This is a genomic window from Candidatus Enterococcus testudinis, from assembly GCF_002140915.1.
Classification (GTDB): domain Bacteria; phylum Bacillota; class Bacilli; order Lactobacillales; family Enterococcaceae; genus Enterococcus_D; species Enterococcus_D testudinis.
In genome coordinates, this window is the sequence record NZ_NGKU01000001.1 from 2,894,148 (window position 1) to 2,918,714 (window position 24,567).

Genomic DNA, 24,567 nt, shown 5'->3' on the forward strand with positions numbered 1-24,567 from the left:
CCTCCTCAAACAACTCATGGTTCGTAAAAAACCACATATGATAGTGCATTATAACAAGAAAATAGCCAAAGCGACAACGACCAATAACAAGCCAACGATCACGATCGATTTCATTAAAAAACGATTTAAATCACGAGATTTTTGATTTTCTCCTGCCCGTGTCTTGGTGATATCTTTATTTTTTTTGCGTATCTTCCGGTAATGATTGTCGATTTGCTTTTCCTTTTGCTGCAACTCTTTGCCGCTTTGCTTAGCGATGATTTTTTGATTCCGTTCGCTTGCAGCCGCCTCTTCTTCTTTGCGTCGCCGCAATTCCGAGCGGGTGATCAATGGTTCTTTAGGCAAGGCCCTTCCTCCGTTTCAGTTCCAATAGTTCCCAATATTGAAGGGCAAACAATGTCTTGGCATCACAGATCGATCCGTCCGCAATAGCCGCTTGCGCTTCTTCAAAAGTCAATTCATAGATTTCCAGCACCTCATCGTCATCTTGGGGCAGCGGATTTTCTACCTTAGTGATCGCAGTGGCACAATAGATGTGAAGGATTTCATTGGCAAACCCTGGTGACAAATACATGGAATAAAGATGTTCTAAAGATGCTGGGCGATAGCCAGTCTCTTCTTCCAACTCGCGGGCCCCGGTCCGCTCAGGAGAATTCCCTTCACCAGGATCGATCTTCCCCGCTGGAATCTCTAAAATCACACGTTCAAGGGGTTTTCTGAATTGACGCACGAACACCATTTTGTTTTCTGCGGTCAAAGCAATCACCGCAACGCCCCCCGGATGAAAAACCAATTCTCGCTTACTGGTCCCACCATTGGGTAAAGCCACATCATCAACTGCAACATCGATGATTTTCCCATGGAAGATCTCCGTGCGTTGGATCGTCTTTTCTTCAAAATCTGTATATTCAAGCATTTTTTCCACCTAACCTTCACTAGTCTTATCTAACAAACACTTTAGCATAATTCGCCAAAAATATCTTCTTAAGAAAAGGCAAGAAAGCTTATGAATTTACTAAATATCAGAATATCCACCCCAAGTCTGATATTTTTATCTGAGTGAACATGCTAAAATAAAGATGTCGAACAACCAAATCAACTTGTCCAACGATTTTTTAGGAGGAGGAAAAATGAAAAAAAATATCCGGCTGATCGCTGGTGCGATCGTACTTATTTTGATGTTGCTATTTGTTAGCGCAACTGGTGCTGATACATTTACAACCTTATTGTTGTTAGCAGGTATCGTTTTAGTCGTGATTGGCCTTAAAGGACGCAAAGTCGAAGCCAATCCCCATGTGTTGCCTTCTTTGACGAAAGAAAGAGAAGCCCACTATTTAAAAAGCGGCATGTCTGCCCGTGAAATCGACCTGTTTCGCGATACAATGAATCAAAGCAAACAACAAATCGACCAATTGCAAAAAAACATTGCCCGCAACAACAAGCTCAAAGCAATCGATTTGCGGCATGACGCTTTACGGGCATCTAAAGCGCTCTTTAAAGAATTGGTCAAAGAACCAACCAAGTTACCACTGGCTAACCACTTTCTTTATACCCACTTGCCAAACATGGTCGATCTAACCGACAAATTCATTGAGATCAACGAACATGAGATCAAAAGTCGCGAAACCTATGAAAAAATCGAAGAAAGCACCCAGATCATTGAACAAATGGCCTCTTTGATTGCGAAAGATTACTCGCAATTTGTGGCGGATGATCTTGATGACATGGATATCGAGTTATCCATTGCCAAACAAAGCATAAAACGCGATAATGAATAGGGATAGATCTTACGCTTGACCGAGCCAAACAGATCTAAAAAAAATCTAGCCCAGGCTAGATTTTTTTCGAAATGAACACATTTTTTAGGAGGAGTTTCTATGAGTGATACACCTGATCAAGTAAAACCAGTCAACGATACCCTTGACGATCTATTGAACAACCCATTTGCAACCCCTGTTGATACACTGACAACAACGCAGCAAGCTGAAATTACTGCATTACAGGAGCAGCAGCAAGCACCACGGCTGATTGATAAATTGCCGCCTGAAAGACAAGCGCAAGCCCAAGAATTAGCCAATAAGATCGATGCTACGGATCAGCAAGCAGTCATCACATATGGCGCTGCTGCCCAAACAAAACTTGGAGAATTCTCCCAATCGATGTTGAATCACGTTCAAGCAGCCGATATCGGCCCTGTTGGTGATTCATTGACAGAGTTGATGTATCGATTACAAGAAGCCAATCCAGACGAATTGCGGGCTGGTGAAGGCAATCTCTTCAAGCGGATGTTCGGTAAAGTCAAACAATCGATTTTTGAAATCACTGCAAAATATCAAAAAATCGGTGCACAAATCGATAAAATCGCCGTCAAACTAGACAAAGAAAAAGATGGTCTTTTGAAAGATAACTTAATGCTTGAGCAGCTTTATCATAAAAATAAAGACTATTTTGATGCATTAAATATCTATATCGCAGCTGGGGAATTGAAAATGCAAGAATTGCAAACAACAATTATCCCTGAAGCCATGAAGAAAGCCGAACAAACCAATGATCAAATGGATGTCCAAATCGCCAATGACTATACACAGTTTTTGGACCGTTTAGACAAACGGACACATGATTTACGCTTGGCACGCCAAATCACAATCCAGCAAGCCCCACAGATTCGGTTGATTCAAAATACCAACCAAGCGCTCGCAGAGAAAATCCAAGCCTCTGTCAATACAGCTATTCCATTATGGAAAAACCAAGTCGTCATCGCATTGACCTTGTTGCGCCAAAAAGATGCTGTTACAGCACAACGCCAAGTTTCTGAAACCACCAATGAGCTGTTGAAGAAAAACTCTGAAATGCTCAAAGTCTCCGCCATTGAAACAGCCAAAGAAAATGAACGGGGCATCGTGGATATCGAAACCTTGCAAAAAACCCAAAATGATTTGGTGGAAACCATCCAAGAAACACTCCGTATCCAACGTGAAGGAAAAGAAAAACGTCGGGCTGCTGAAGTTGAATTGGGTCATTTAGAAGAAGATTTGAAAGACCGTTTATTGGATTTAACGGGGAATAAATAAAGCAATGCCGAAACTTTTTAGTTTCGGCATCTTTTTTTTATTGTTTAACTAGATCAAGTGGAGAATCAATCTGGGTATCTACATCTTTTCCTTCAAAATGATCAAAAGCAGCTTGTAATGCCAACCGTCCCATTTCTTCTGGCTTCTGTGCAATTGTTGCTGACATTTTTCCTTCTTCAATTGCCTTTAATCCATCTTCTGTTCCATCAAAGCCAACAATAATAACACCTTCACGGCTGCCAATTGCTTCAGCAGCCCCCAAAGCCATTTCATCATTTTGGGCAAAAATACCCTGGACATCACTGTTTGCTTGTAAAATATTTTCCATGACAGTTAGCCCTTCAGCACGGTTAAAGTTTGCTGATTGCTTTTCAATGACATCTAGTTTCCCATCTGCAAAATCATCGAAACCTTTTCCACGTTCTCTCGTTGCCGAGGCACCTGGAACACCTTCTAGTTCAACCACCTTTGCATTTTCACCTAGTTGCTCCAGAATAAATTCAGCTGCCATTTTTCCGCCCTCTTCATTATTTGAAGCGACCGTAGTCAATAAAGTCCCGCCATCACTACTTCTATCGATCGCTATGACAGGAATATTTGCATTATTTGCTGCTTCAACTGCAGGTACGATTGCTGCGGAGTCTACTGGATTAATCAATAAAACATCGACATTTTGTTGAATCAAATCATCTATATCATTACTTTGTTTTGCTGTATCATCTTGAGCATCAACGAATTTTACTTGCGTATCATTTTCTTCCGCCAGTTGTTGTATACCGTCTTGCATTGATACAAAGAAAGGATTATTCAATGTTGAGATTGATACGCCCACAACTAACTCTGATGCTGATTTATCTTCAGTCTTTTCATCACCGCTGCTTCCATTATCTAGTGTCGCTGCCCCACATCCAGAGAGTAAAAATACACTTGCCGCCATCAATAATAGTTTTTTCATAATATTTCCTCCTATTTATTATTTTCTTTTTCTGTCTAACAACACTGCTATAACAATGACAATCCCCTTGACAATTTGTTGATAAAAACTTGATACACCAAGAAGATTTAGCCCATTATTCAAAGTCCCAATAATCAAAGCCCCAATTAACGTGCCAAACAGTCTTCCTCTACCGCCAGATAAACTTGTACCGCCTAACACTACAGCTGCTATAGCATCCATCTCGTATGATTGTCCTGCGGTTGGTTGCGCTGAATTTAATCTAGAAGTGATGATCATTCCACTGATTGAAGCCATCAAACCCGAGATAGAATATATAACCAATTTAACTCTATCGATTTTAACACCAGCGACAAAAGCTGCTTTTTCATTTCCACCAATTGCATAAGTTTTGCGACCAAATGATGTTTTGTGCAACAAAAGGAAAAGGATAAAGTAAATAACAAACATCAATACTACAGGAAAAGGAATACCGAATAAGTAGCCACGCCCTAAGAAACTAAATAGAAAGCTATCTCCCAATCCTGTAATTGGATTCCCATTCGTATAAACCAATGTTGCTCCTCTATATATTGTCATTGTCGCTAAAGTTGCTATAAAAGGTGCCATTTTCCCTTTCGCAATCAACAATCCATTCAAGGCACCAAGAATACTTCCACTCAGTAATCCTATCAGAATTGCTAGTACCGATGACATGCCATTTGCCATAAGACCTGCAGTCAAAGCACTTGATAAAGCTAAGGTAGATCCAACAGATAAATCGATTCCTCCTGTTAAAATGACAAACGTCATGCCAAATGCGATAAAGCCATTTGCAGCTACTTGCCGTAAAAGATTAAGCAAATTACTTGGTGACAAAAAACTCGGATTGAGTGCTGTAACTGCGATAACCAATGCGATCAATGCTAATAGGGGCCCTAATTTAGATATATATTCTGATAGTTGCTTCGATCGAAACGCTTTTTTCCCCATTTTAATTACCTCCCGTTGCATAAGTCATAATAGTTTCTTGTGTGGCATCCTCTTTTGATAATTCCCCTGCTATTTGCCCTTCATGTAAAACAATAATTCTATCGCTCACACCAAGTATTTCTGGTAAATCACTCGAAACCATAATGATAGCAATCCCTCTTTCTGCAAGTTCATTCATCAGTTGATAGATTTCACGTTTAGCACCAACATCGACTCCTCGAGTAGGTTCATCTAAAATAAGAACTTTAGGTCCTACCCCTATCCATTTAGCTAAAACTACTTTTTGCTGATTCCCACCTGACAACTCCCCTACAATATTTTTAGCACTCATTGTTTTGATTCTTAATCTATCGATCATTAAATCAACAAATGAATTTTCAGTCCTAGCATCAACAAACCCGTTTTTAGAAAAGTTGTCGATACTCGGCAAGCTTACGTTATCAGTTATTGAAAAGTCGAGAATCAATCCTTCTGTTTTTCTATTTTCTGTTAAAAAACCAAAGCCGTTATCAATAGCTTTTGAAGGGGAAGAATTATGCACCTCTCTCCCTTCTATAAAAAAGTTACCGCTTTCAATTTTATCAAGTCCAAATATGCCTCGCATGATTTCAGTACGACCAGCACCCATTAACCCTGAAAACCCTAAGATTTCTCCTGACCTGATACTAAAATTGATGTTTTTAAATTCATGTGAGAACGCAGTCATATTTTTCACTTCGAATATAACTTCTCCGATACTTGCTTCTTTCTTCGGATAGTAATCAGAAAGTTCTCTGCCAACCATTTTCTTGACTACTTCTTCCATATTTGTTTCTTTCGTTTCTTTCGTATCGATAGATAAACCATCTCTCATGACTGTTATCTTGTCACTTATTTTGAAAATTTCTTCCATTCTATGAGAGATATAAACGATTGCCGTACCCTTTTCCTTTAATCTTTGAATAATCGCAAACAAATGATTGATTTCATTATCCGATAGTGCTGCGGTTGGCTCATCCATTATTAATACTTTGGCTTCAGTCATCAATGCTTTGGTTATTTCAATCATTTGTTGTTGACCTACAGATAAATCGTCTACATCTTTTTGAAGTGGGATTTGGATTCCAAGTTGATCAAAAATCATTTGGGCTTTCTTTGCCATTGCTTTATTATCTAATAAACCAAATTTATTTCTTATTTCTCTATTCAAAAAAAGATTCTCTAAAACAGTCATTTGCTCCCAGTTATTCATCTCTTGATGGATAAAATTGACACCAGCTTCTTCCGCTTCTTTTGGATCTTTGTAAATTTTTTCAACACCATCAATCACTATTTTGCCGGCATCCTTCTGATGTAACCCAGTAAGGATATTCATCAGTGTGGATTTGCCTGCTCCATTTTCACCCATTAATGCATGAATCTCACCTGGATATAATTGTAGAGAAACATCTTTTAGCACAAGATTATGGCCAAATGATTTTTCAATATTTATCATTTCAATTTGCAAACATTCCCTCTCCTTTCTGTTAAAAAATCACCGCAGACTGTAAGATTATGTTAGAGTATGGTGTTGCTTCACCCGTTCGTATGATAGCCTTACTTTTAGATGTCATCTTTTTAAATTCTTCATGCGTAACATAGTGTACAGATATATCTGGGAATTGTTCATTGATATATTGTAATTGAGTGGCATTTTGTTCTTTGATTTCTTCTGCTAAAACAATTGATTCGATTGCCATCTCATCATTGATCAAAGACAAAACTTCTTTGAAGCTTGGCGTACCAATCGTCAATGCGACATCGATTTTTTTTACGCCTTCTGGTATTGGTAGTCCTAGATCGCCCACTGTAATTTGATCTGTATGGCCTAAATCCGCTAATACTTTATCAATATCACTGTTCAAAATCCCATGCTTCTTCATACAACTCACTCTCCATCATTTCTTTCAAAGTCGGCATTCCTCCTTGCGCACCGTAGCCCATTACAGAAAATGAAGCCGCCAAGTTAGCAAAAGAGATTGCTTTTTCAATACAGATATCATTCATTAAGGCAACAGCCAATGCACCGTTAAATGTATCTCCAGCACCCGTAGTATCAACTGGAATTTTTTGTATTGCTGGTATGATTACCTCTTTATCTCCGTTATGAATAACTGCACCTTTTGAACCTAAAGTTATAATTAGTTTATTCGAATATAATTCGAGCATCTCTGATCTTTTTTTACCGGGAAATAAAATATCAAACTCATGTTCATTGGGTGTAATATATTTTACTTTATCAATAATACTTGTATTGACTGTACGTGCGGGGGCAGGATTATATATAACAGGAATCCGTTTTGACCAGCATAAATCAATGATGGTTTCATTAACAGATTGTGGAATCTCATTTTGTAAAATAACTAAATCAAACCCTTCCACAATTTGGGTCCACTTTTCTTTTTGTGCCAAATCAAAGGCTTCATTTGCACCGGGAATAACAATAATACTATTATCGTTATTAAATAGTGTAATATGTGCAGATCCAGAAGATACATGTGTAACGGGTTCCACATAGCTAGTAGAAACCCCATTCTGAATAAGATTTTCTATTATTTCTTCCCCAAATAAATCATCTCCGACATGTCCCATCATAGAAACATCTGCGCCTAATCGACATGCAGCAATGGCTTGATTTGCACCTTTCCCACCAAAACCAGTACTAAAATTTTCACCAAATACGGTTTCTCCTTGATTTGGCTTTGTATTCGTTTTGACAATAAAATCCGTTGACATGCTGCCAATAACTAAAATATTTTTCACACTATTCCCCTCCACTTCTTAAAGTTTCGCGTACCTCTAAATGCACAGGTAGTATTATTTTTTTTCTTTCAATGTGTTCATTATTCATTAGGGCATATAACATTTCAGCACCTTTAAATCCCACTTTATATGCTGGTTGATGAATAGTAGTTAATCTGGGTACCACAAGTTTACTAATTGGTACATCGTCATAGCCGATAACTTGCAGTGCTTGAGGGACTTGGTAGCTCCTGTGGTATGCTTCTTGCAAAATAGTTATCGCGTGTGTGTCACTAGGTGCGATAATACTATCCACTTGAGGGTAACGATCAAAAAGTAATGTTGCAGTCTCTTTAGCGTCTTCCAATAAGAATGAATTTGATTGTATAAGCGCATACGAAACCTTTGCCATTTTTAGCGTTTGTTCCACACTCATTAACCGATCTCTTGCCCTCGTAACTGATTCAGGACCCGCGATAACAACTATATTATGTGGTTGACCTTTTAATATTGCTTCTGCCGCTAGTCTTCCACCTTGTGTATCATCAGAATAAACACCATATTCAACATCTTCATCAATACGATCTAAAATTACCGTGGGTATGTCACTGTGATTTTTACTTTTGTGTTCTACTGCTGATAGAATACCTGCAACATTGTTTTGTTCAAAAGCACGTAAATACTCATTAGCTTTTTCGTTGTCTTCCTGGATATTTCCTAATATAACTTGATACCCTTTTTTTTGAAGAAAATCTTCAACACCTTTAGCTACCATCGGAAAAAAAGGATTTGATATATCTGGAAGCAACAGACCGACCAGCTTGGATTTTTTTTGAAATAAAGAACGGGCAACCTCATTTGGTGAATAATCCAACTTATTGATTGCGTATGTAATCTTTTTTCTTGCATCTTCACTTACATACCCAGTTCCATTCATTGCCCGAGAAACTGTCGCAACAGAAAGTCCAGCTAGATTTGCCACATCTTTAATTGTTGCCATTTCCACCCCTCCGATATGTAACCGATTACATACACATCATAAACGATATTTTAGATGATTGCAAGCATATATTTTATGCGTCTTATACAATTTAACGTAAAAAGATGATTTTAGAAATAATCGAAAATGAAACAACTAGCTTCACCCTTCAACCAGTATAAATATTCAATCACTTTTTCTGATGTCTATTCAGGTACAAAATTTTTCACTTCTATCTTTACATAGACTAATCCTTTTTAAAAATATAAAGCATGAACAGAAAACATCCGTTGTTTTCTGTTCATGCTTCACGACTTTTACCATTGCTGATCGAATGTATCTAATAGAATTGCAGCTTCAGGTAAAGAATCTAATAGACTCTGATATATTTCTTCTGTCATCACAGACTCAACCGTATTACCATTTGGATCATCTTTTGCCATTTCAGCATATTCTTCACCATCAGAAATAATTTTTTTGACTTCCACTAACAACTCTGGATCTTCAATTGTTCCCGCAAATTGACTATTATGACCGATGTATAGCTACCTATCCGTTGTAAATGTGGTCAGTGAAATAAATAAGAGGACAAACAAGAATCTAATGAATTTTCAAACACTTCATTCCTAAATCACACGATTTATTTACCGATTTATAGCAAAAAAATAAATAATTTTAACTTTTTTTAAACAAATTACACTTCATTTTAACGCTTTCATTCTAATGTTGTCAACTTCATCACAAAAAAACTCTTTGCGCAGATAAGTACAAAGAGTTTACCGTAACTATTCACATAAAAACATATAACAACAAAACATTCACATTTTAGAAGGATCTTCCATTTCTTGCAACGCACTATGTCGATAACCATAAACAAAATAAATCACAACGCCAATCACCAACGTAATCGCAAAGACGATCCAAGTCGTCATTTGCAGACGGGTCATCAAAAATAGACAGCTTGCGACGGAAATCAATGGCAGAACTGGAACGAAGGGCACTTTGAATTCACCTTTCTGTGGTTCTCCTAACATTTTGCGTAGTTTGATGATGCCCAATGACATCAGAATCAAATAAGACAATGCTGCAATATTGGTCAATTCAGCCAATATATTCAGCGGGAATGCCGCAGCAAAGAACAAGGCAAAGGCACCCGCTACATAAGTGGCTTTCTTCGGTGTTTGTTGCTTGGGATCCACGTCTTGCATGAAGCGTGGCAGCAACCCATCTTTGCTGATTGCGTACAATAAGCGGGCCAATGAATACATCATCGCGATCGTCACCGTCAACAGTGTCAAGATTGCACCGACAGAGATGATCGACCCCACCACACCATGATTGATATAGCGCATCGCAAATGCCACCGGATCACTAACGCCTAACTCTGTATAAGGTACGATACCTGTCAAGATCAATGTTACTACGATATAAAGAACCGTCGCAATCGCAATCGATCCAATGATGCCCCGAGGCACGTTTTTCTTAGCATCTTCGACTTCTTCAGCTGCCATAGCCACTGCATCAAAGCCTAAGAAGGCAAAGAATACCAACGCTGCACCATTAAAGACTCCCGAGAAACCAAAGGGCATAAATGGCTGCCAATTGGTCGGTTCGACGAAAAAGACCCCAAAGACGATAAACAACGCAATGATTGCAAACTTGACCCAAACCATCGCATTATTCAAACGCAACGCTTTTTTCGCTTCTTGGCTCACCCACAAGGTCACAAAAACGATCACCAAACCAGCAATCAAATCAATATATGTTCCCTTGCTTGGGTCATAGCCAGCTGTCAAGGCTGTGGGCAGATAGATGTCTGCACTGGCTAAAAAACCTTGAACATAGCCCGACCAACCTGAAGCGACCGAAGAGACGGCCAAAAGAAATTCACATATCAAGAACCAGCCCGCCAACCACGCAATGAATTCCCCAAAAACGACATACAAATAAGAATACGCACCACCCAAAACGGGAATACGGGAAGCAAATTCGGCAAAAGATAAACCTGACAATACCACCACGATCCCAGCGATCACAAAGGACAAAATCAGTGCTGGACCTGCATACTCAACTGACGCTGCACCGGTCACGACAAATATCCCCGTGCCGATGATCGCGCCAATCCCCAGCATAATCAAATCCTTCAGTTTCAATTCTTTTTTTAGGTTCGTCACACGTTCTGGTTGTATGACCTTTTTTCGAAATAAATCCATGGTTCCTCCTGAAATTTACGTTACGCTGTTTTCATATACCCCAGCAAGACACCGCCAATAATGACCAGCAAACAGCCAATGACAACATAACGCAATTCTTTTTTGGTTTTCTTTTCTCCTAAGATAAAAATACCGCCTAGTGTTGAAATGATGATACCCATTTGTGACAATGAAAATCCGACTGCCAGCCCCACTTGCTGTACCGTGATCAACATACATACATTTCCAACACCCCATAGCAAACCAGACAATGTATTCTTCCAAACATAGCGATCTACTGTTGTTTTGCGCAATGCGAACAAGCTCGCACCGATCAGCATACCGATACTTTGCGGCAAAATGATTGCCAACGGATCAATCCCTGCCCAAGTGATAATGATCGTATACGCGCCATAACCAATCGTAGAAGAAATCAATGCGCGTAAGCCTTTAGGAAAATCGAGCATTTTATTGTCCGTTTCCGGCGCATGTTCGCCATCTTGACGCGCGGTCAAATAGGCACCGATCACCAACAATACCAACGCACAGATACCTAACAAATAATCACGGGTCTGTGTCCATTCAGCAAAGAAGATTGCTCCTGCTACCGTATTCAAAATCAATTGCATGCCAGTTGATAATGGTAAGCCAACAGAAACACCCAAATGTTTCATCCCATGGAACTGACCGTTTTGACCGACAGCCCAGCATAATCCTGAAAGCAATCCAATGATAATCACTTTCCCATCAATTGCGGGCATCGTGACAAAAAACACAATCAACGAAAAGACGAAGGCACCAATCGTCATACCAAGGGTTTGCTGATTGGCATCGCCTCCAAGTTTTCCACTGACTAAACCGATGCTGCCCCATGCGAACATAGGGATTAAAGCTACAAGTATTTCCATTATGATTCATCCTTACTATTCAGTTTTTAGTACACAAGGGTAAGTGTATCAGTGAAAACGTTTAAAGGACAAGTTATATTTTGCTGAAAAGAATCTGAAAATCAGGCGTGATACTGAGTATAACCAATCCTCATTTTTCTAGCGGGTTTCTTCATAATAGCTTAATAATGGGAAAAACAACGTCATGGTTGTGCCTTGTCCCACGGTCGAAGCGGCCGTTAATTCAATGCCTAACTCTTTGGCCAAATTTTTGGCTAAATAAAGGCCCAATCCCGTGGAATGGGTATCGGTTTTCCGCCCATTTTCTCCCGTAAAGCCTTTGTCAAAAATCCGACGCAGATCTTCCGGCGGTATGCCGATCCCATTATCGGTCAGCCGCAAATAAGTGCCTTGCTCATCCTTATTGATTTGGATTGTTAACTGGCCATTGTCTGGCGTATATTTGACTGCATTACTCACCAATTGGCTAAATATAAAGGAAAGCCACTTCTCATCGGTCAAGATGTGCTGATCATCGCCTTCCACTTCATAGTGCAAATTCTTTTGGATAAAATAGTTGGCTTGGCTGCGCAATACGGGTTGAATCACTGATTTCATCGATACTTCTTGGACCAGATAATCCTTCGAAAAGCTATCTAATCGGGAGACATACAAAACTTGCTCAACATAGGCATTGATGCGGGTAAGTTCATTTTCCAACAAAATAAATTTATCATCTGGAATATCAAATTCTACTGCATGCAATAGCAAGCGTGAAGCTGCTAACGGTACTTTGATCTCGTGGACCCACGAATCGATATACTCCTTTTGTTCTTCTTGATTACGTACAACTTGCTGCATCAATTCTTGGTGCTCCCCAATCAATTGATTGACATAGCGTTCAATTCGTTCTTCTTCGACTGAACGTGCCCCATATAAATAATTTTGTAATAAGCTGTCACCAGGTTGCGGGGTGATTTTTTGCCAAAAGCGTCGCTTGGCTAAGTAACTGACCGACAAAAAAAAGAGCAGCAATACAGATTGCATCAAGAACAAATAGCCAACTGTGCCCCAATCTAATGGCGAATGAGGAATCAACCAAAAGACCAATATCGTTAAGACAAAAAAGACCATCCACGCCACCAGCAGCAGCCAACGATCTTTGAGAAAGCTGGCTATCGTCTTTAGATTCTTCATGGTACGATATATCCTTGTCCGACTTTGGTCTCAATATAGCCGACTGTCCCTGTTTGTTCGATTTTTCGCCGCAGCCGATTGATATTGACTGTCAACGTATTGTCGTCAACAAACCGTTCATCATCCCACAAAGCCCGCAATAACTTTTCACGGCTCAAAATTTTGCCATGGTTTTTCATTAAAATATACAGCAAGCGGTACTCATTTTTGCTCAAATCGATGGTTTCGTCATTGATTGACATACTGCTATTGTCAATATTCAACGTTAATCCGTTATGGACCAATGTTTCATTGCTGCTTTCAACATAGTTATAGGAACGACGCAGCAAGGCGTTGATCTTGGCAATCAGAACATCGATCTCGAAAGGTTTGGTCACAAAATCATCGGCCCCCATATTCATCGCCATGATCATATCCATATTGGTATTACGGCTGGAGATAAAAATGATCGGCACTTTCGAGGTCTCTCGAATTTTTTGACACCAATAGTAGCCGTCAAATACTGGCAAATTGATATCTAATAGGATCAACTGCGGATTTTCCGTTTCAAAATCGCTTGCGACTTGGTGGAAATCCGTTGTCCCAAAGGTGTCAAATTGCCATTTCTCCAATTCTTCCATGATCAGCTGCCGAATAACAGCTTCATCTTCTACTATCATGATTTTAGCCATTGCATGAAGTCCCTCGCTTTTTCAAAAATTCTTTTCTTAACTGTATCAAATAATACACGTGAATGCGAACAATAATCGTTACTTTAATCAATTATAAAAGACCCGCCTCAAAATAAGGCGGATCTGCACTTTTTTATCCTCAATTGTCTATCTTACTCAATGATTTCCACTGTTTCGATGAGTAATTTTCCCACAAATAATAAGATACCGTCGAAAAACAGCACACTCATATTGATACCCAGCAACATGGCTAACTTTTCTACGACATCGATTTTGGGTCGTTGATTCAAATAGCGAATCAAAAAGAAATTTGTTCCGTAGGTTACCAACATGATTAATCCCATCACCATTACCATCTGTTTCCCCTGCATTTCTACACATATTTTATTCTGACAAAAAGTCGCTCAGTTTCCTTTGATCAATCGCCGCATAACGGTTTAAATAGACACCGATTTGCTCTGCGATCGCCGGTAAATGGCCAGCCACATCATTTTCGATCTGCAAGACTAGTAACGGCTCATGTAAACTCATCCGCAACAAAAACCAGCCCTTGCCATAAGGATCAGCTACTTTAAAACGAATGCCTTCTTCATTTTCAGGATCAATAGTCCAGCCCGCTTGATTGATTGAACCAAAATCAGCGATCACTTGACGCCCATAACTTTGATAGTCTGGCGCATTGATTTTAAAGCGGATTTCTTGTGTTTCTGCCGGTTGCTTGAGTGTTGCAATCAAATCATCTAGTGACGTGCCTTGCCTCTGAAGTTCTGGCAAGATCATCAGGATCTTGGCAATGACATAGGCACCGTCATCTAGAAAATAGTTTTCTTTAAAGGCGGCATGACCGCTAGTTTCGATGGCTAACTGAACGTCTTCCCCGGCGGCATTTAAGCGGATTGCTTTATTGATCACATTACGATAGCCGGAAATATAACGCACCTGTTGCCCGCCTAAGGATTCAATGAACTGCTTCAAGTGATCCGAAGTCGGTGAATTGGTCACGATCTTCGTACCAGGATGTGCAGCCAATACGATTTTACTCAATACAGCGATCATATTGTTGCGATTCAGCGGAGCCCCGCTTTTGGTGACCACTGCTGAGCGATCCACATCGGTATCAAAAATAATGCCTAGATCTGCTTGTTCTCTCAAAACAGCATCCATAATGCTCCTCATCGCTTCTTTGTTATCTGGATTCGGAATATGGTTAGGAAAATGCCCATCCGGTTCTAAGAATTGCGACCCATTGGTGTCAGCACCTAACGGCATCAGCACTTTCTCAGCAAAAAAACCACCCGCACCATTTCCAGCATCAACGATGATTTTCAACCCTGCCAAAGGCTGCGCTTCTGTCGTCCCCATGCCTTGCCGAATGTTCGCCACCAAATCGGCTGCATAAGGAGTGAGTAAATCTTTTTGCTGATATTCTCCTGGATGATCACTCAGTTGCGGTTGTGTATGGGTCAATATATACTGGATATCGGTGTTTTCAGCACCGCCTTCGCGGCTGAATAGTTTGATACCATTAAAGTAGTAAGGCAAATGACTCGCCGTCAGCATGACGCCGGCATCACAAGCGAACTCAGCAAATTGTGTACTCATAAACATCGCAGGTGTGGTGGCCAAACCGCAATCGATGACATCAATGCCTTCTGCTTGTAGCTGATCCATGAACGCTTGTTGGAGCATTTCTCCGCTTAGCCGACTATCTCTGCCCACAGCCACACGAAAAGGACCAGTCCCTTTGCTAGCTAACCAATGGTGCAATCCTGAGGCCACAGCTTTGACTGCAGCTTCTGTTAGTGTCACGTGTTCATCAGCAGTTGCAATCGCAATCCCGCGAATATCTGAACCATTTTGTAAATCAACGAACGACATTTCCTCCACCCTCTCTTGTAACCGGAATCATTCTTATTATAACAGACAGCCGGCTAAAAAGGTGGCCTTTTTAGTATTTTTTACCTTAAAGAGTATAGGAATCACAGTTTGTAAGCAATTCCTTCGATGTCCAACAAGTGTTGTTTGGTTGGCAATCCCCCGCGATACCCTGTCAAACGGCCATTTTTTCCTAGGACACGATGACAAGGGACCAGAATCATCAGGGGATTTCTACCAACTGCATTGGCTACTGCTCGTATGGCCGTCGGTCGACCGACTTTTTGTGCCAACGCACTATAGCTGATTGTTTGACCATAAGGAATCTCTGCCAGCACTCGCCAGACCGTTTGTTGAAACGGTGTGCCGATAAAGTCAAACGGGAGATCAAAAGCAATGGGTTCTCCAGCAAAATATCGCTGAAATTGTTCTTCAATCCGGTGATCTGGTGCTTTGGTCTCGCTGATCTGCGCTTGAGGGAAAAATTTAGTCCATTCATCGTGGGCTACTGTTTTCCCTAGATAGACATACCCTTGTTCTGTGCGAAACGCTTCGTAGCTTTCTTCATTGACGCGAAATTTCTGTTGTGTAACGAGCATAGGACACCTCTCCTTGTTTGGTTGAACCTTCTAGTATACCTGAAGGATACAACCATTTCTCTATATTTTCTTTAGTATACATGAACAACCCAGCAACACACCATGCTGATTACAGTCACCTCTATGCAAAAAAGCAGCGACTGATGTCACAAGCCGCTGCTCTTCATTAATCCAATTCGATTTTACCAGTATACAATTGATAATAGGTGCCTTTTTCGGCTAATAGCGTATCGTGGGTTCCCCGTTCGATAATACGCCCATGGTCCATCACCATGATGACATCTGAATTTTGGATCGTTGACAATCGGTGGGCAATCACAAAAACAGTTCGTCCTGCCATTAAGCGATCCATCCCTGTTTGCACGATGCGTTCCGTTCGCGTATCAATACTTGAGGTTGCTTCATCCAAAATCATGACTGGCGGATCGGCGATAGCCGCTCTAGCGATTGCCAATAGTTGGCGTTGCCCTTGAGACAATCCATCGCCATCTCCAGTGATGATCGTGTCGTATTTCTGCGGCAAATGGTTGATAAACATGTCTGCATTGGCCAATTTGGCTGCAGCTAACACTTCATCGTCGGATGCATCTAGTTTGCCAAAACGAATATTTTCTCTGATCGTTCCAGTAAATAAATGGGTATCTTGTAAAACGATACCTAACGAACGACGCAATGATTCAAGATGGATTTTCTCGATGTTGATACCGTCATAGCGAATCTTTCCTTCTTGGATATTGTAAAAGCGATTGATGAGATTGGTGATCGTGGTTTTCCCAGCCCCTGTCGCACCTACAAAGGCGACTTTTTGACCAGGTTCCGCAAATAAATTGATGTCATGCAAGACCATTTTATTGTCGACATAACCAAAGTCTACCGATTCAAACCGCACATCACCGGTGACTTCTGTGTAGGTGACACTGCCATCTTCATGAGGATGTTTCCATGCCCAAGTCCCTGTCCGTTCCTTGGTTTCAACCAATTGACCTTGGGACCATTTGGCATTGACTAAAGTCACATAACCCGAATCCACTTCAGGAGCCTCATCTAACAAGCCAAAGATACGTTCAGCACCTGCCAGCGCCATGATCACAAAGTTGATTTGTTGGGACACTTGGCTGATCGGCCCATTCAAGGATCGACTTAATTGTAAGAAGGAGGCGATCATCCCCACAGTTAAACCGGAGACACCATTGATCGCAAACAATCCACCAATAATGGCAATCAAGACATATTGGATATTCAATAAGTTCATCATGATCGGCATCAATGTATTGGCATTGATGTTGGCTTTGGTCGCACTTTCTTGCAGTTGATCATTCAGGGCATCAAATTCGTTCATTACAACTTGCTCATGGTTAAAAATCTTCACCACTTTTTGACCATGCATCATTTCTTCAATGTAGCCATTGACCGCACCCAAATCCCGTTGTTGGGCACCAAAGAAACGCCCACTTTTGCGAGAGACCAAACGAATCACATTCAACATTAAGATGATCGACAACAAGACGAATAATGTCAGTGGCAAACTAATGGAAAACATGGCGATAAAGACGGAACAGAATGTCACTGCAGCCATCATCAAATTCGGGATACTTTGCGAGATCATCTGGCGTAATGTATCCGTATCATTGGTGAAGTGACTCATGATGTCCCCATCTGAACGTGCATCAAAATAACCAACTGGCAACGACTGCATATGCGTAAACATCTGGTCGCGAATCTTTTTTTGCGTGCCTTCACTGATTTTGACCATCATAAAGTTATAGGTCAGACCTGCCAAAATACCTATCAAATAAATGAACCCCATTTGAATGATTGCTTGCAGCAAGCTACTGAAATTGGGGTTGCTTTGTCCCAGCAAAGGCGTGATATGGTCATCAATGACGACTTGCAAAAAGAGGGAGCCCCGCACATTGGCAAAAGCACTCAACAAAATCATGATCAGCACGACCAGCAGCTGCCCTTTATAATCCCCAAACATGGTTGTTAACAATCGTTTCATCGTTCCTACTGGATTTGCTGCTTGTCTATTCTTCACCTTCACCAAATCCTTTCTGTTGGGAATGATATACTTCTTGATAAATCTTGTTGTTGGCGAGCAGTTCGTCATGGGTCCCGATACCATTGATCTTGCCATCGTCCATCACGATGATCCGATCGGCATCCTCAATCGAGTTGATCCGTTGGGAAATGATGATCGTGGTCGTCCCCGGAATCTCTCGTTTCAATCCTTCACGAATACTGCGGTCTGTCTTTGTATCGACTGCACTGGTTGAATCATCCAAAATCAAGATTTTTGGTTTTTTCAACAAGGCACGGGCAATGGTCAAACGCTGCTTTTGCCCGCCAGAGACATTGTTCCCGCCTTGAGAGATCAAGGTGTCATATTTATCAGGAAACTCTTGGATAAACGGATCCGCTTGCGCAATCGTCGCCACACGACGGATTTCTTCATCTGAGGCCTCTTCATTGCCCCAGCGCAAATTATCGTTGATCGTTCCGCTAAACAGCACATTATTTTGCAAAACCATGCTGACTTGGTCTCGTAAGACCGCCAAATCATAGTCCCGGACATCATGTCCCCCTACTTTGACATGACCTTCGATCACATCATATAGTCGAGGAATTAACTGAACAAGGGAAGATTTCCCACTTCCGGTGCCACCGATGATCCCAATGACTTCTCCTGAAGCAATCTCCAGATTGGCATGTGCCAAGGCCAACTTATCTTTATCATTGGCATAACTAAAGCAAACATTTTCAAATATAATAGAACCATCAGTGATCGATGTTAAAGGGTCCGTAGTATTCTTCAAATCACTTTCTTCATCCAACACTTCTACTACACGTTCTGCAGAGGTTCTAGCAATCAGAATCTGCACGAACGCCATCGACATCATCATCAAACTCATCAAGATTTGCATCGTATAATTGAACATACTCACCAACTCACCTGTTGTCAGACTACTCTGTTCAACAATCAACTGAGCACCAAACCAAGAAAGCAACAGCATGCACGTATAGACAGAAAATTGCATCAACGGCATGTTGAAAGACACGATTCGTTGTGCCAATGTGAAATTGCGGTATACATCTTCTGAGACTTTGTCAAAAATCTCTTCTTGTTGTTCTTCTCGTACATAGGATTTAACGACCCGCACACCCTGCAGATTTTCTTGTACGACATTATTCAATTTGTCATAGATGCGGAAAACTTTCAAAAACAGCGGGTGCGCAAATTTGATCACCAATGCCAAACCAATCGCCAAAATCGGCAACACGACAAGGTAGATCGTCATCAGCTCTGGACTGATCGTACTGACCATCACCAAGGAAAAAATCAACACCAACGGGCTGCGGACCAGAATACGGATAATCATTTGGTACGCATTTTGTACGTTGGTGACATCTGTTGTCATCCGTGTGATCAGACTCGCAGAAGAAAAGCGATCTATATTTGAAAATGAAAAATCTTGGATCCGTGTAAATAAGTTATGTCTCAAGTTACGAGCAAACCCAGCGGAAGCAATCGCCGCTGTTCGTCCACCCAAAGTTCCTAAGAGCAGCGCCAATAAAGACAATAAAAAAAGCAAGCCACCATCTCGTAAAATTACGCCGGCGTCTCCTTTTTCGATCCCTTGGTCGATCATCATGGCCATGATCAAGGGCATAATCACATCTAATGCCACTTCTCCCGCTACATATACGGGGGTCATCAGACTGTCTTTTTTGTAGCTGCCCACATTTGCGAGCAATTTTTTTATCATTCTTTTCTTCCCTTTCTGTAAATGGCATCAAACACCGCTTTTATTGTTACATTCAAGTTTACTGTATCACTTCTCCGAATACAAGCGTCTAGTCTGCTCTTTTTTTGAGAAAATTTTCTCAAAAATCGGCATTGTTTTGTAAGAAGCGTCAAATGGTCTTTGAAAGCGACTGCGCCGCTTTCAAAGACCATTACTTGCTTTATTTTATTCGAAGTGTATGGTTATTCGGCTGAATCAAGGGAGTCTGCTTCTTCAACAGGCGTCTCTACCGGTGTCTCCGTTGGTGTTTCTTCCGGCACATTGGTTGCCGCTCCTTGGAGGTTGCCGCGACTGATCCCGATCGTAATCCACGTTTCTAAAGGAATGAATTCACCGTAGCGACTCATTTCTACGACGGTTCCTTTCGGTTCAGCAGAATCGACATAATAAATATCGTAGTAAACATAGGCACCTTTGGATTTGTATTCATCGAAGAATAACTTCGGCAAGTCGCCTTCTGTTGCTTGGAAGCGAATATCTTTCAAATAGGGCTGTCCGAGAGAATACACGACCTGCACAGTTGGCAGCGTATCGCCTTCCCCGTATTCTTTGCCAGATTCTACCGATTGACTGATAAAGCTGCCATAGGACACATTGGTCGCATAGATCGTTGACACTTGAATCGGTATTTTCGATTCCAATCCTTGGGCTTCTTCAATGGTATATTGCGAGAAGTCCGGTACGGTCATGGCTTCACCTTTGGATACTTTCACCAAGAAGGTATCTTTTTTCGCCAGCTTGCTGCCTTTGACTGGTTCTTGAGATACGACTAGATCCACCGCAACACTGTCAGAAAAGACGGTTTCTTCTTTGTAGGTCAACTCGTTTTTCTTGGCCCACTCAGCAGCTTCCGCTTTGGTTTTGCCGGTAAAATCTGTGACTTCGATATCTTTTTCAAAGACTTCTTTCCCCTTAGAATAATACACGCTCAAGCGGTCTTTCCGACGATACGCGGTCAAATCCAATTCTTTATTGTTGGCTTCCTGTTTGATAAAGGCATTGGCTTTGACGGTATCATCAAATTGCTCGATCAATGAAATATTCTCAGCTTTGTTGTCTTCGATCCATTGCTTGGCGGCTTCTGTTTCCATATCGGCAAAATCAGGTAATGCCAACTGCTCTTCTGGATCTGGACCAAGGCTTGCTGTAAGTGTCAAGGTTGCCCCTTTTTTGATCTTTTTGTCCGCAGCGACATCCTGATCAATGATTTGATTGGTTTCCATCTCAAAATCATAGGCTTGCTCAACTTTGATCGTCACCCCTTCTTCGTTGCCCCATGTCCGGGCTTCAGCAAGATTGGTTGCCTTGAAATCAGGGACTTTGACATGCGTCAGTTGATAGTACACGACACCAATCACCACTGCCAGAAGGAGAGAGAGCGTTGTGATAAGGATGATTTTTTTGCGTTTCTTATTTTTATAGGTGGGATCAAATTCCGTTTCTTCTTGGCCAAAACGGCTCACAGATTGCTTGTTGGTATCCAATTGGCTATCGTCTTTGGCCTGCCGGTTATTTTGCTTGTTTTCTCGTCGGCTCCCAGTTGTTTCTGGCGTACTTTCAACCACAGGTTTTGCTGTCCCTGCAGGATCTTGCGCTGGGGGTTCAGTCTTTTCTTGCGGTGTCGGTGTTGGTTCCTGTTTTTTTCCGTCATACTTATCAGGACTAAAATTGGATAAAAAATCACTCATGGTTGCTTAACACACCTTTACGAAGATACAAGACTTCATCTGCTTGCTGCGCAATCTCATTGGCATGGGTCACGACGATGACACACTTATTGTGCACATGGGCCAAGTCTTTGAATATATCAATGATTTCTTGTTCCATAGCCTCATCTAAGTTTCCTGTCGGTTCATCAGCCAAGATGATGTCGACATTGGTGGCTAACGCACGAGCGATGGCCACACGCTGTTGTTCCCCACCTGACAATTGATTGACCAGTCGGTTGGCTTTTTCTTTCGTGATGCCTATATAATCCAATAGATTATAGGCAACCTCTTGCTGATTGTCCGGTAGCTTGTTCTTGGTGATCGACATTGGTACCAAGACGTTTTCAACCGCACTTAAGTAGGGTATCAAGTTGTAACTTTGGAAGATGATACTAATGTCATCTCGGCGATAATTTTCGTGCCCGATTTTTTCGATGTCAGTGCCTTCAAACAAAATTTCTCCAGTTTTCGGACTGTCTAAAGCGCTGATCAATGATAGAAAGGTCGTTTTTCCAGAACCAGACTGGCCTAAAATGGCATAAAATTTGCCTTTTTCAAATGCGACGGACGTTTCTTTCAGGATATAACGGCGTTGATCACCATCTTGATAATAATAATCGACTGCTTTGGTTTCTAATAGTGTCATGGTGTTTTTCCTCCTACATCATGATTTTCTTCGGATTTAAGCGCAAGATATATAGCAATGGCAAGACTGCTGACAACAGAACTGTACCAAGTCCCAACAATAAATAGGTGATGATATAGCTCACTGAGAAATTGACCTGATACGCGTCTTTGACGTCATTTAAATTAAGATCTACAGACATCAAACTGCCATAGTACACCATTCCATTATCCACTTGCGGTGACATAAAGTCGCTTTGCATCAAGGTATTCGAAACAGCTCCGCCTAATAGATTTCCTGTCACTAACGAGATGAAAAGTGCTGCTGCGCTCACAAGCAAGACCTCGATCACGATCTGTCCAATTACTTTCCCACGGCTTTCCCCTAAGGATAGATAGATGCCTAACTCTTGTTTACGATCACGTAAGAATAATAAGACCACCAGCGAAATGATAAACATTGCTGCGATTGATGCGATAATCACGATATAGTTGGCAATCACACCTAGACGATTGAATCCGCCAGCGATCTGATCATATTGATCCGTATTGGTAACAATTTTATAATAATCAGGTAGCAGTGCATCCGCTTCTTGCTTAAAAGCATCCACATCATCAATTGAATGTAAGACAAACATTGGTGTATAGTATTGCTCTTCATCAATATCTTCACTGGTTTCTCCCCAGAGTTTTTCCATTTGGACCTTGCTAAACTCTTTGACAAAGTTATTGCTGGCATAAAATGTATTGATTTGATCCATCAACATCCAAGCTTGATTGCTTTCTTGTGCGCTATCTGACGAATTGGATTGTCCGCTGTCATCTTTTTTGATAACTGAGAAGATACCAGCGATTGTAACTGGATAGTCAAATGTCACTATTTGCTGTCCGCTATCTTCTGATTCCTCATCATCTTCGCTTTCTGAGTTGTCCATATAAACCTCACTTCGGATGTCCCAGACAAGTTGGTCACCGACTGATAGATTATTGGCTTCAGCTACTTCTTTACTCACTAAGACAGCATTGGTAGACTCATTGATGTCTTTGTCTGTCAATCCTTCTCCTTCAACCAATTTGATCAAACCTTCACGCATATCCAATGGTTCTGTCAAGTTTCCGCCTTTTAACGAGAAGTAGTTGCCGCCCATTCCCATCGAACCGTCTTCTGGTGAATAAGCTGTCAATTTTTTTGTTTCCACATAGCTCATATTTGAATAGTCATAGTATTTTACATAACTCATTTCCCCAATCTGATCATAGACATCAACGCCTGGTGGCATTGGATAGAAATCTTCACTGTATCGTTCTTCATCTGGTACATCTGCAGTCTCTTTTTCAAAACGTTCATAATCCATTTCAACCGTTGCCACATTGCCCATTTTCTTCTTGGTTTCTCTTTCAACATTGGCTGTGGATTGCTGAATCGCTACTGCTCCGGCAATGACATTCCCCAAAACAAATACAACTAAAAATAAAATAAATGATTTCCCTTTCCTGCGGGTGATACTTTTTAATGCGCGCTGCCAAAAATTCATTGTCATTTCCTCCAGTGACATTATTTTTTAACAATTATTCCATACTTCACAAGCAAGAACAATCCAAATAAATGATCGTTATTTGTACTATTTTTTTTTAGATAACAACACAGTTACATAAATCACCAATTAAGAGCGTTTACTAACGCGTTATATAACGTAATAAAATCCAAATAGTTTTCTAACAGTTTTGTAAGATAACGTTTTAACTACGCTATCCATCAATTTTGACAAAAAAAGTACCTACTAATTTTGAATTTAGTAGGTACTTAGCTATCATTATCTGTCTTTCGTATCGATGATGATCGTTACTGGCCCATCGTTGATGAGGGAAACTTGCATATCAGCGCCGAATCGACCAGTTGCCACTGTTATCCCCGTTGCGCGTAACCCTTGGTTGAAGGCCTCATACATTGGAACGGCGATTGCAGGCGGTGCAGCTTTGATAAAACTGGGGCGATTGCCTTTTTTGGTGTCAGCATAAAGCGTAAATTGCGAAATACTCAAGATGGCGCCATCAATTGCAGAGATTGAGCGATTCATTTTACCTTCTTCGTCTTCAAAAATGCGCAACTGTGTCAGTTTACGCACCAGATACGCTACATCCTCTTGGGTATCTTCATGAGTTATACCCAGTAATACCATCAATCCTTGCTTGATTTCACCAACAACGATGTCATCGATAGATACGCTGGCTTGACGAACACGTTGGATCACTGCTTTCATCTTAATCAA

The 24,567-nt window shown here is 41.0% G+C and carries 24 protein-coding genes; 2 read left to right on the forward strand and 22 right to left on the reverse strand.

Features of this window, described 5'->3' with window-relative positions; genetic code table 11:
- Positions 1 to 48 precede the first annotated feature (48 nt).
- On the reverse strand, positions 49 to 345 hold the full coding sequence (gene macP / locus A5886_RS14070) for a cell wall synthase accessory phosphoprotein MacP (RefSeq protein ID WP_086275710.1): 297 nt from the start codon (positions 343 to 345) through the stop codon (positions 49 to 51).
- Positions 338 to 916 carry an NUDIX hydrolase gene (locus A5886_RS14075; protein ID WP_086275711.1) on the reverse strand — a complete coding sequence of 193 codons (579 nt, stop codon included), beginning with the start codon at positions 914 to 916 and terminating at the stop codon, positions 338 to 340. The genes macP and A5886_RS14075 overlap by 8 nt, the downstream gene beginning before the upstream one ends.
- Positions 917 to 1,130: 214 nt before the next feature.
- Here A5886_RS14075 and A5886_RS14080 point away from each other — a divergent pair, with 214 nt between their 5' ends.
- Both A5886_RS14080 and A5886_RS14085 read left to right on the forward strand, forming a co-directional pair.
- Entirely contained in the window at positions 1,131 to 1,778 is a 648-nt protein-coding gene (locus tag A5886_RS14080; RefSeq protein ID WP_086275712.1) for a 5-bromo-4-chloroindolyl phosphate hydrolysis family protein, read from the forward strand.
- Between the two features lie 99 nt (positions 1,779 to 1,877).
- Positions 1,878 to 3,071: a toxic anion resistance protein gene (locus A5886_RS14085; protein ID WP_086275713.1), complete on the forward strand. Its 1,194-nt coding sequence runs from the start codon at positions 1,878 to 1,880 to the stop codon at positions 3,069 to 3,071.
- Positions 3,072 to 3,108: 37 nt separating this feature from the next.
- On the opposite strand, the gene A5886_RS14090 is transcribed toward A5886_RS14085, so the two are convergent.
- From A5886_RS14090 to dtd, 20 genes are all read right to left on the reverse strand, one after another.
- Positions 3,109 to 4,026, reverse strand: a complete 918-nt coding sequence (locus A5886_RS14090) for a D-ribose ABC transporter substrate-binding protein (RefSeq protein WP_179190047.1) — start codon at positions 4,024 to 4,026, stop codon at positions 3,109 to 3,111.
- An 18-nt stretch (positions 4,027 to 4,044) separates the two neighbouring features.
- Positions 4,045 to 4,998, reverse strand: coding sequence for an ABC transporter permease (locus A5886_RS14095; RefSeq protein WP_086275715.1), 954 nt, complete (start codon positions 4,996 to 4,998; stop codon positions 4,045 to 4,047).
- Position 4,999: 1 nt separating this feature from the next.
- Entirely contained in the window at positions 5,000 to 6,484 is a 1,485-nt protein-coding gene (locus A5886_RS14100) for a sugar ABC transporter ATP-binding protein (RefSeq protein ID WP_086275716.1), read from the reverse strand.
- A 19-nt stretch (positions 6,485 to 6,503) separates the two neighbouring features.
- Positions 6,504 to 6,899, reverse strand: coding sequence for a D-ribose pyranase (gene rbsD, locus A5886_RS14105; protein ID WP_086275717.1), 396 nt, complete (start codon positions 6,897 to 6,899; stop codon positions 6,504 to 6,506).
- Positions 6,871 to 7,779: a ribokinase gene (gene rbsK, locus A5886_RS14110; protein WP_086275718.1), complete on the reverse strand. Its 909-nt coding sequence runs from the start codon at positions 7,777 to 7,779 to the stop codon at positions 6,871 to 6,873. The genes rbsD and rbsK overlap by 29 nt, the downstream gene beginning before the upstream one ends.
- A 1-nt stretch (position 7,780) precedes the next feature.
- Positions 7,781 to 8,758, reverse strand: coding sequence for a LacI family DNA-binding transcriptional regulator (locus A5886_RS14115; RefSeq protein WP_086275719.1), 978 nt, complete (start codon positions 8,756 to 8,758; stop codon positions 7,781 to 7,783).
- Positions 8,759 to 9,054: 296 nt separating this feature from the next.
- A complete protein-coding gene (locus A5886_RS15935) occupies positions 9,055 to 9,231 on the reverse strand; it encodes a hypothetical protein (RefSeq protein WP_218776645.1) in 177 nt (58 codons plus the stop codon).
- A gap of 324 nt (positions 9,232 to 9,555) precedes the next feature.
- Positions 9,556 to 10,950 (reverse strand): APC family permease, encoded by a 1,395-nt coding sequence (locus A5886_RS14120; RefSeq protein ID WP_086275720.1) that lies wholly within the window; start codon positions 10,948 to 10,950, stop codon positions 9,556 to 9,558.
- A 20-nt stretch (positions 10,951 to 10,970) separates the two neighbouring features.
- Positions 10,971 to 11,837: a GRP family sugar transporter gene (locus A5886_RS14125; protein WP_086275721.1), complete on the reverse strand. Its 867-nt coding sequence runs from the start codon at positions 11,835 to 11,837 to the stop codon at positions 10,971 to 10,973.
- A 138-nt stretch (positions 11,838 to 11,975) separates the two neighbouring features.
- Positions 11,976 to 13,013: a two-component system sensor histidine kinase SapS gene (gene sapS, locus A5886_RS14130; protein WP_086275722.1), complete on the reverse strand. Its 1,038-nt coding sequence runs from the start codon at positions 13,011 to 13,013 to the stop codon at positions 11,976 to 11,978.
- Positions 13,010 to 13,684, reverse strand: coding sequence for a two-component system response regulator SapR (gene sapR, locus A5886_RS14135; protein ID WP_086275723.1), 675 nt, complete (start codon positions 13,682 to 13,684; stop codon positions 13,010 to 13,012). The genes sapS and sapR overlap by 4 nt, the downstream gene beginning before the upstream one ends.
- A 152-nt stretch (positions 13,685 to 13,836) precedes the next feature.
- Positions 13,837 to 14,040: a hypothetical protein gene (locus A5886_RS14140; RefSeq protein ID WP_086275724.1), complete on the reverse strand. Its 204-nt coding sequence runs from the start codon at positions 14,038 to 14,040 to the stop codon at positions 13,837 to 13,839.
- 28 nt (positions 14,041 to 14,068) lie between these two features.
- The gene (locus A5886_RS14145; RefSeq protein WP_086275725.1) at positions 14,069 to 15,562 is read right to left on the reverse strand and encodes a phosphohexomutase domain-containing protein; all 1,494 of its coding nucleotides are present in this window, start codon (positions 15,560 to 15,562) and stop codon (positions 14,069 to 14,071) included.
- Between the two features lie 101 nt (positions 15,563 to 15,663).
- Positions 15,664 to 16,158, reverse strand: a complete 495-nt coding sequence (locus tag A5886_RS14150; RefSeq protein ID WP_086275726.1) for a methylated-DNA--[protein]-cysteine S-methyltransferase — start codon at positions 16,156 to 16,158, stop codon at positions 15,664 to 15,666.
- A 166-nt stretch (positions 16,159 to 16,324) separates the two neighbouring features.
- Positions 16,325 to 18,160 carry an ABC transporter ATP-binding protein gene (locus tag A5886_RS14155; RefSeq protein WP_086276077.1) on the reverse strand — a complete coding sequence of 612 codons (1,836 nt, stop codon included), beginning with the start codon at positions 18,158 to 18,160 and terminating at the stop codon, positions 16,325 to 16,327.
- Positions 18,161 to 18,185: 25 nt separating this feature from the next.
- Positions 18,186 to 19,925: an ABC transporter ATP-binding protein gene (locus A5886_RS14160; RefSeq protein ID WP_086275727.1), complete on the reverse strand. Its 1,740-nt coding sequence runs from the start codon at positions 19,923 to 19,925 to the stop codon at positions 18,186 to 18,188.
- A 221-nt stretch (positions 19,926 to 20,146) separates the two neighbouring features.
- Positions 20,147 to 21,652 (reverse strand): PASTA domain-containing protein, encoded by a 1,506-nt coding sequence (locus tag A5886_RS14165; RefSeq protein ID WP_086275728.1) that lies wholly within the window; start codon positions 21,650 to 21,652, stop codon positions 20,147 to 20,149.
- Positions 21,645 to 22,319 (reverse strand): ABC transporter ATP-binding protein, encoded by a 675-nt coding sequence (locus A5886_RS14170; protein ID WP_086275729.1) that lies wholly within the window; start codon positions 22,317 to 22,319, stop codon positions 21,645 to 21,647. Before A5886_RS14170 ends, A5886_RS14165 begins: the two co-directional genes overlap by 8 nt.
- Before the next feature lie 13 nt (positions 22,320 to 22,332).
- Positions 22,333 to 23,853, reverse strand: coding sequence for an ABC transporter permease (locus A5886_RS14175; protein ID WP_086275730.1), 1,521 nt, complete (start codon positions 23,851 to 23,853; stop codon positions 22,333 to 22,335).
- Between the two features lie 258 nt (positions 23,854 to 24,111).
- A complete protein-coding gene (gene dtd, locus A5886_RS14180; RefSeq protein ID WP_086275731.1) occupies positions 24,112 to 24,558 on the reverse strand; it encodes a D-aminoacyl-tRNA deacylase in 447 nt (148 codons plus the stop codon).
- Positions 24,559 to 24,567 lie beyond the last annotated feature (9 nt).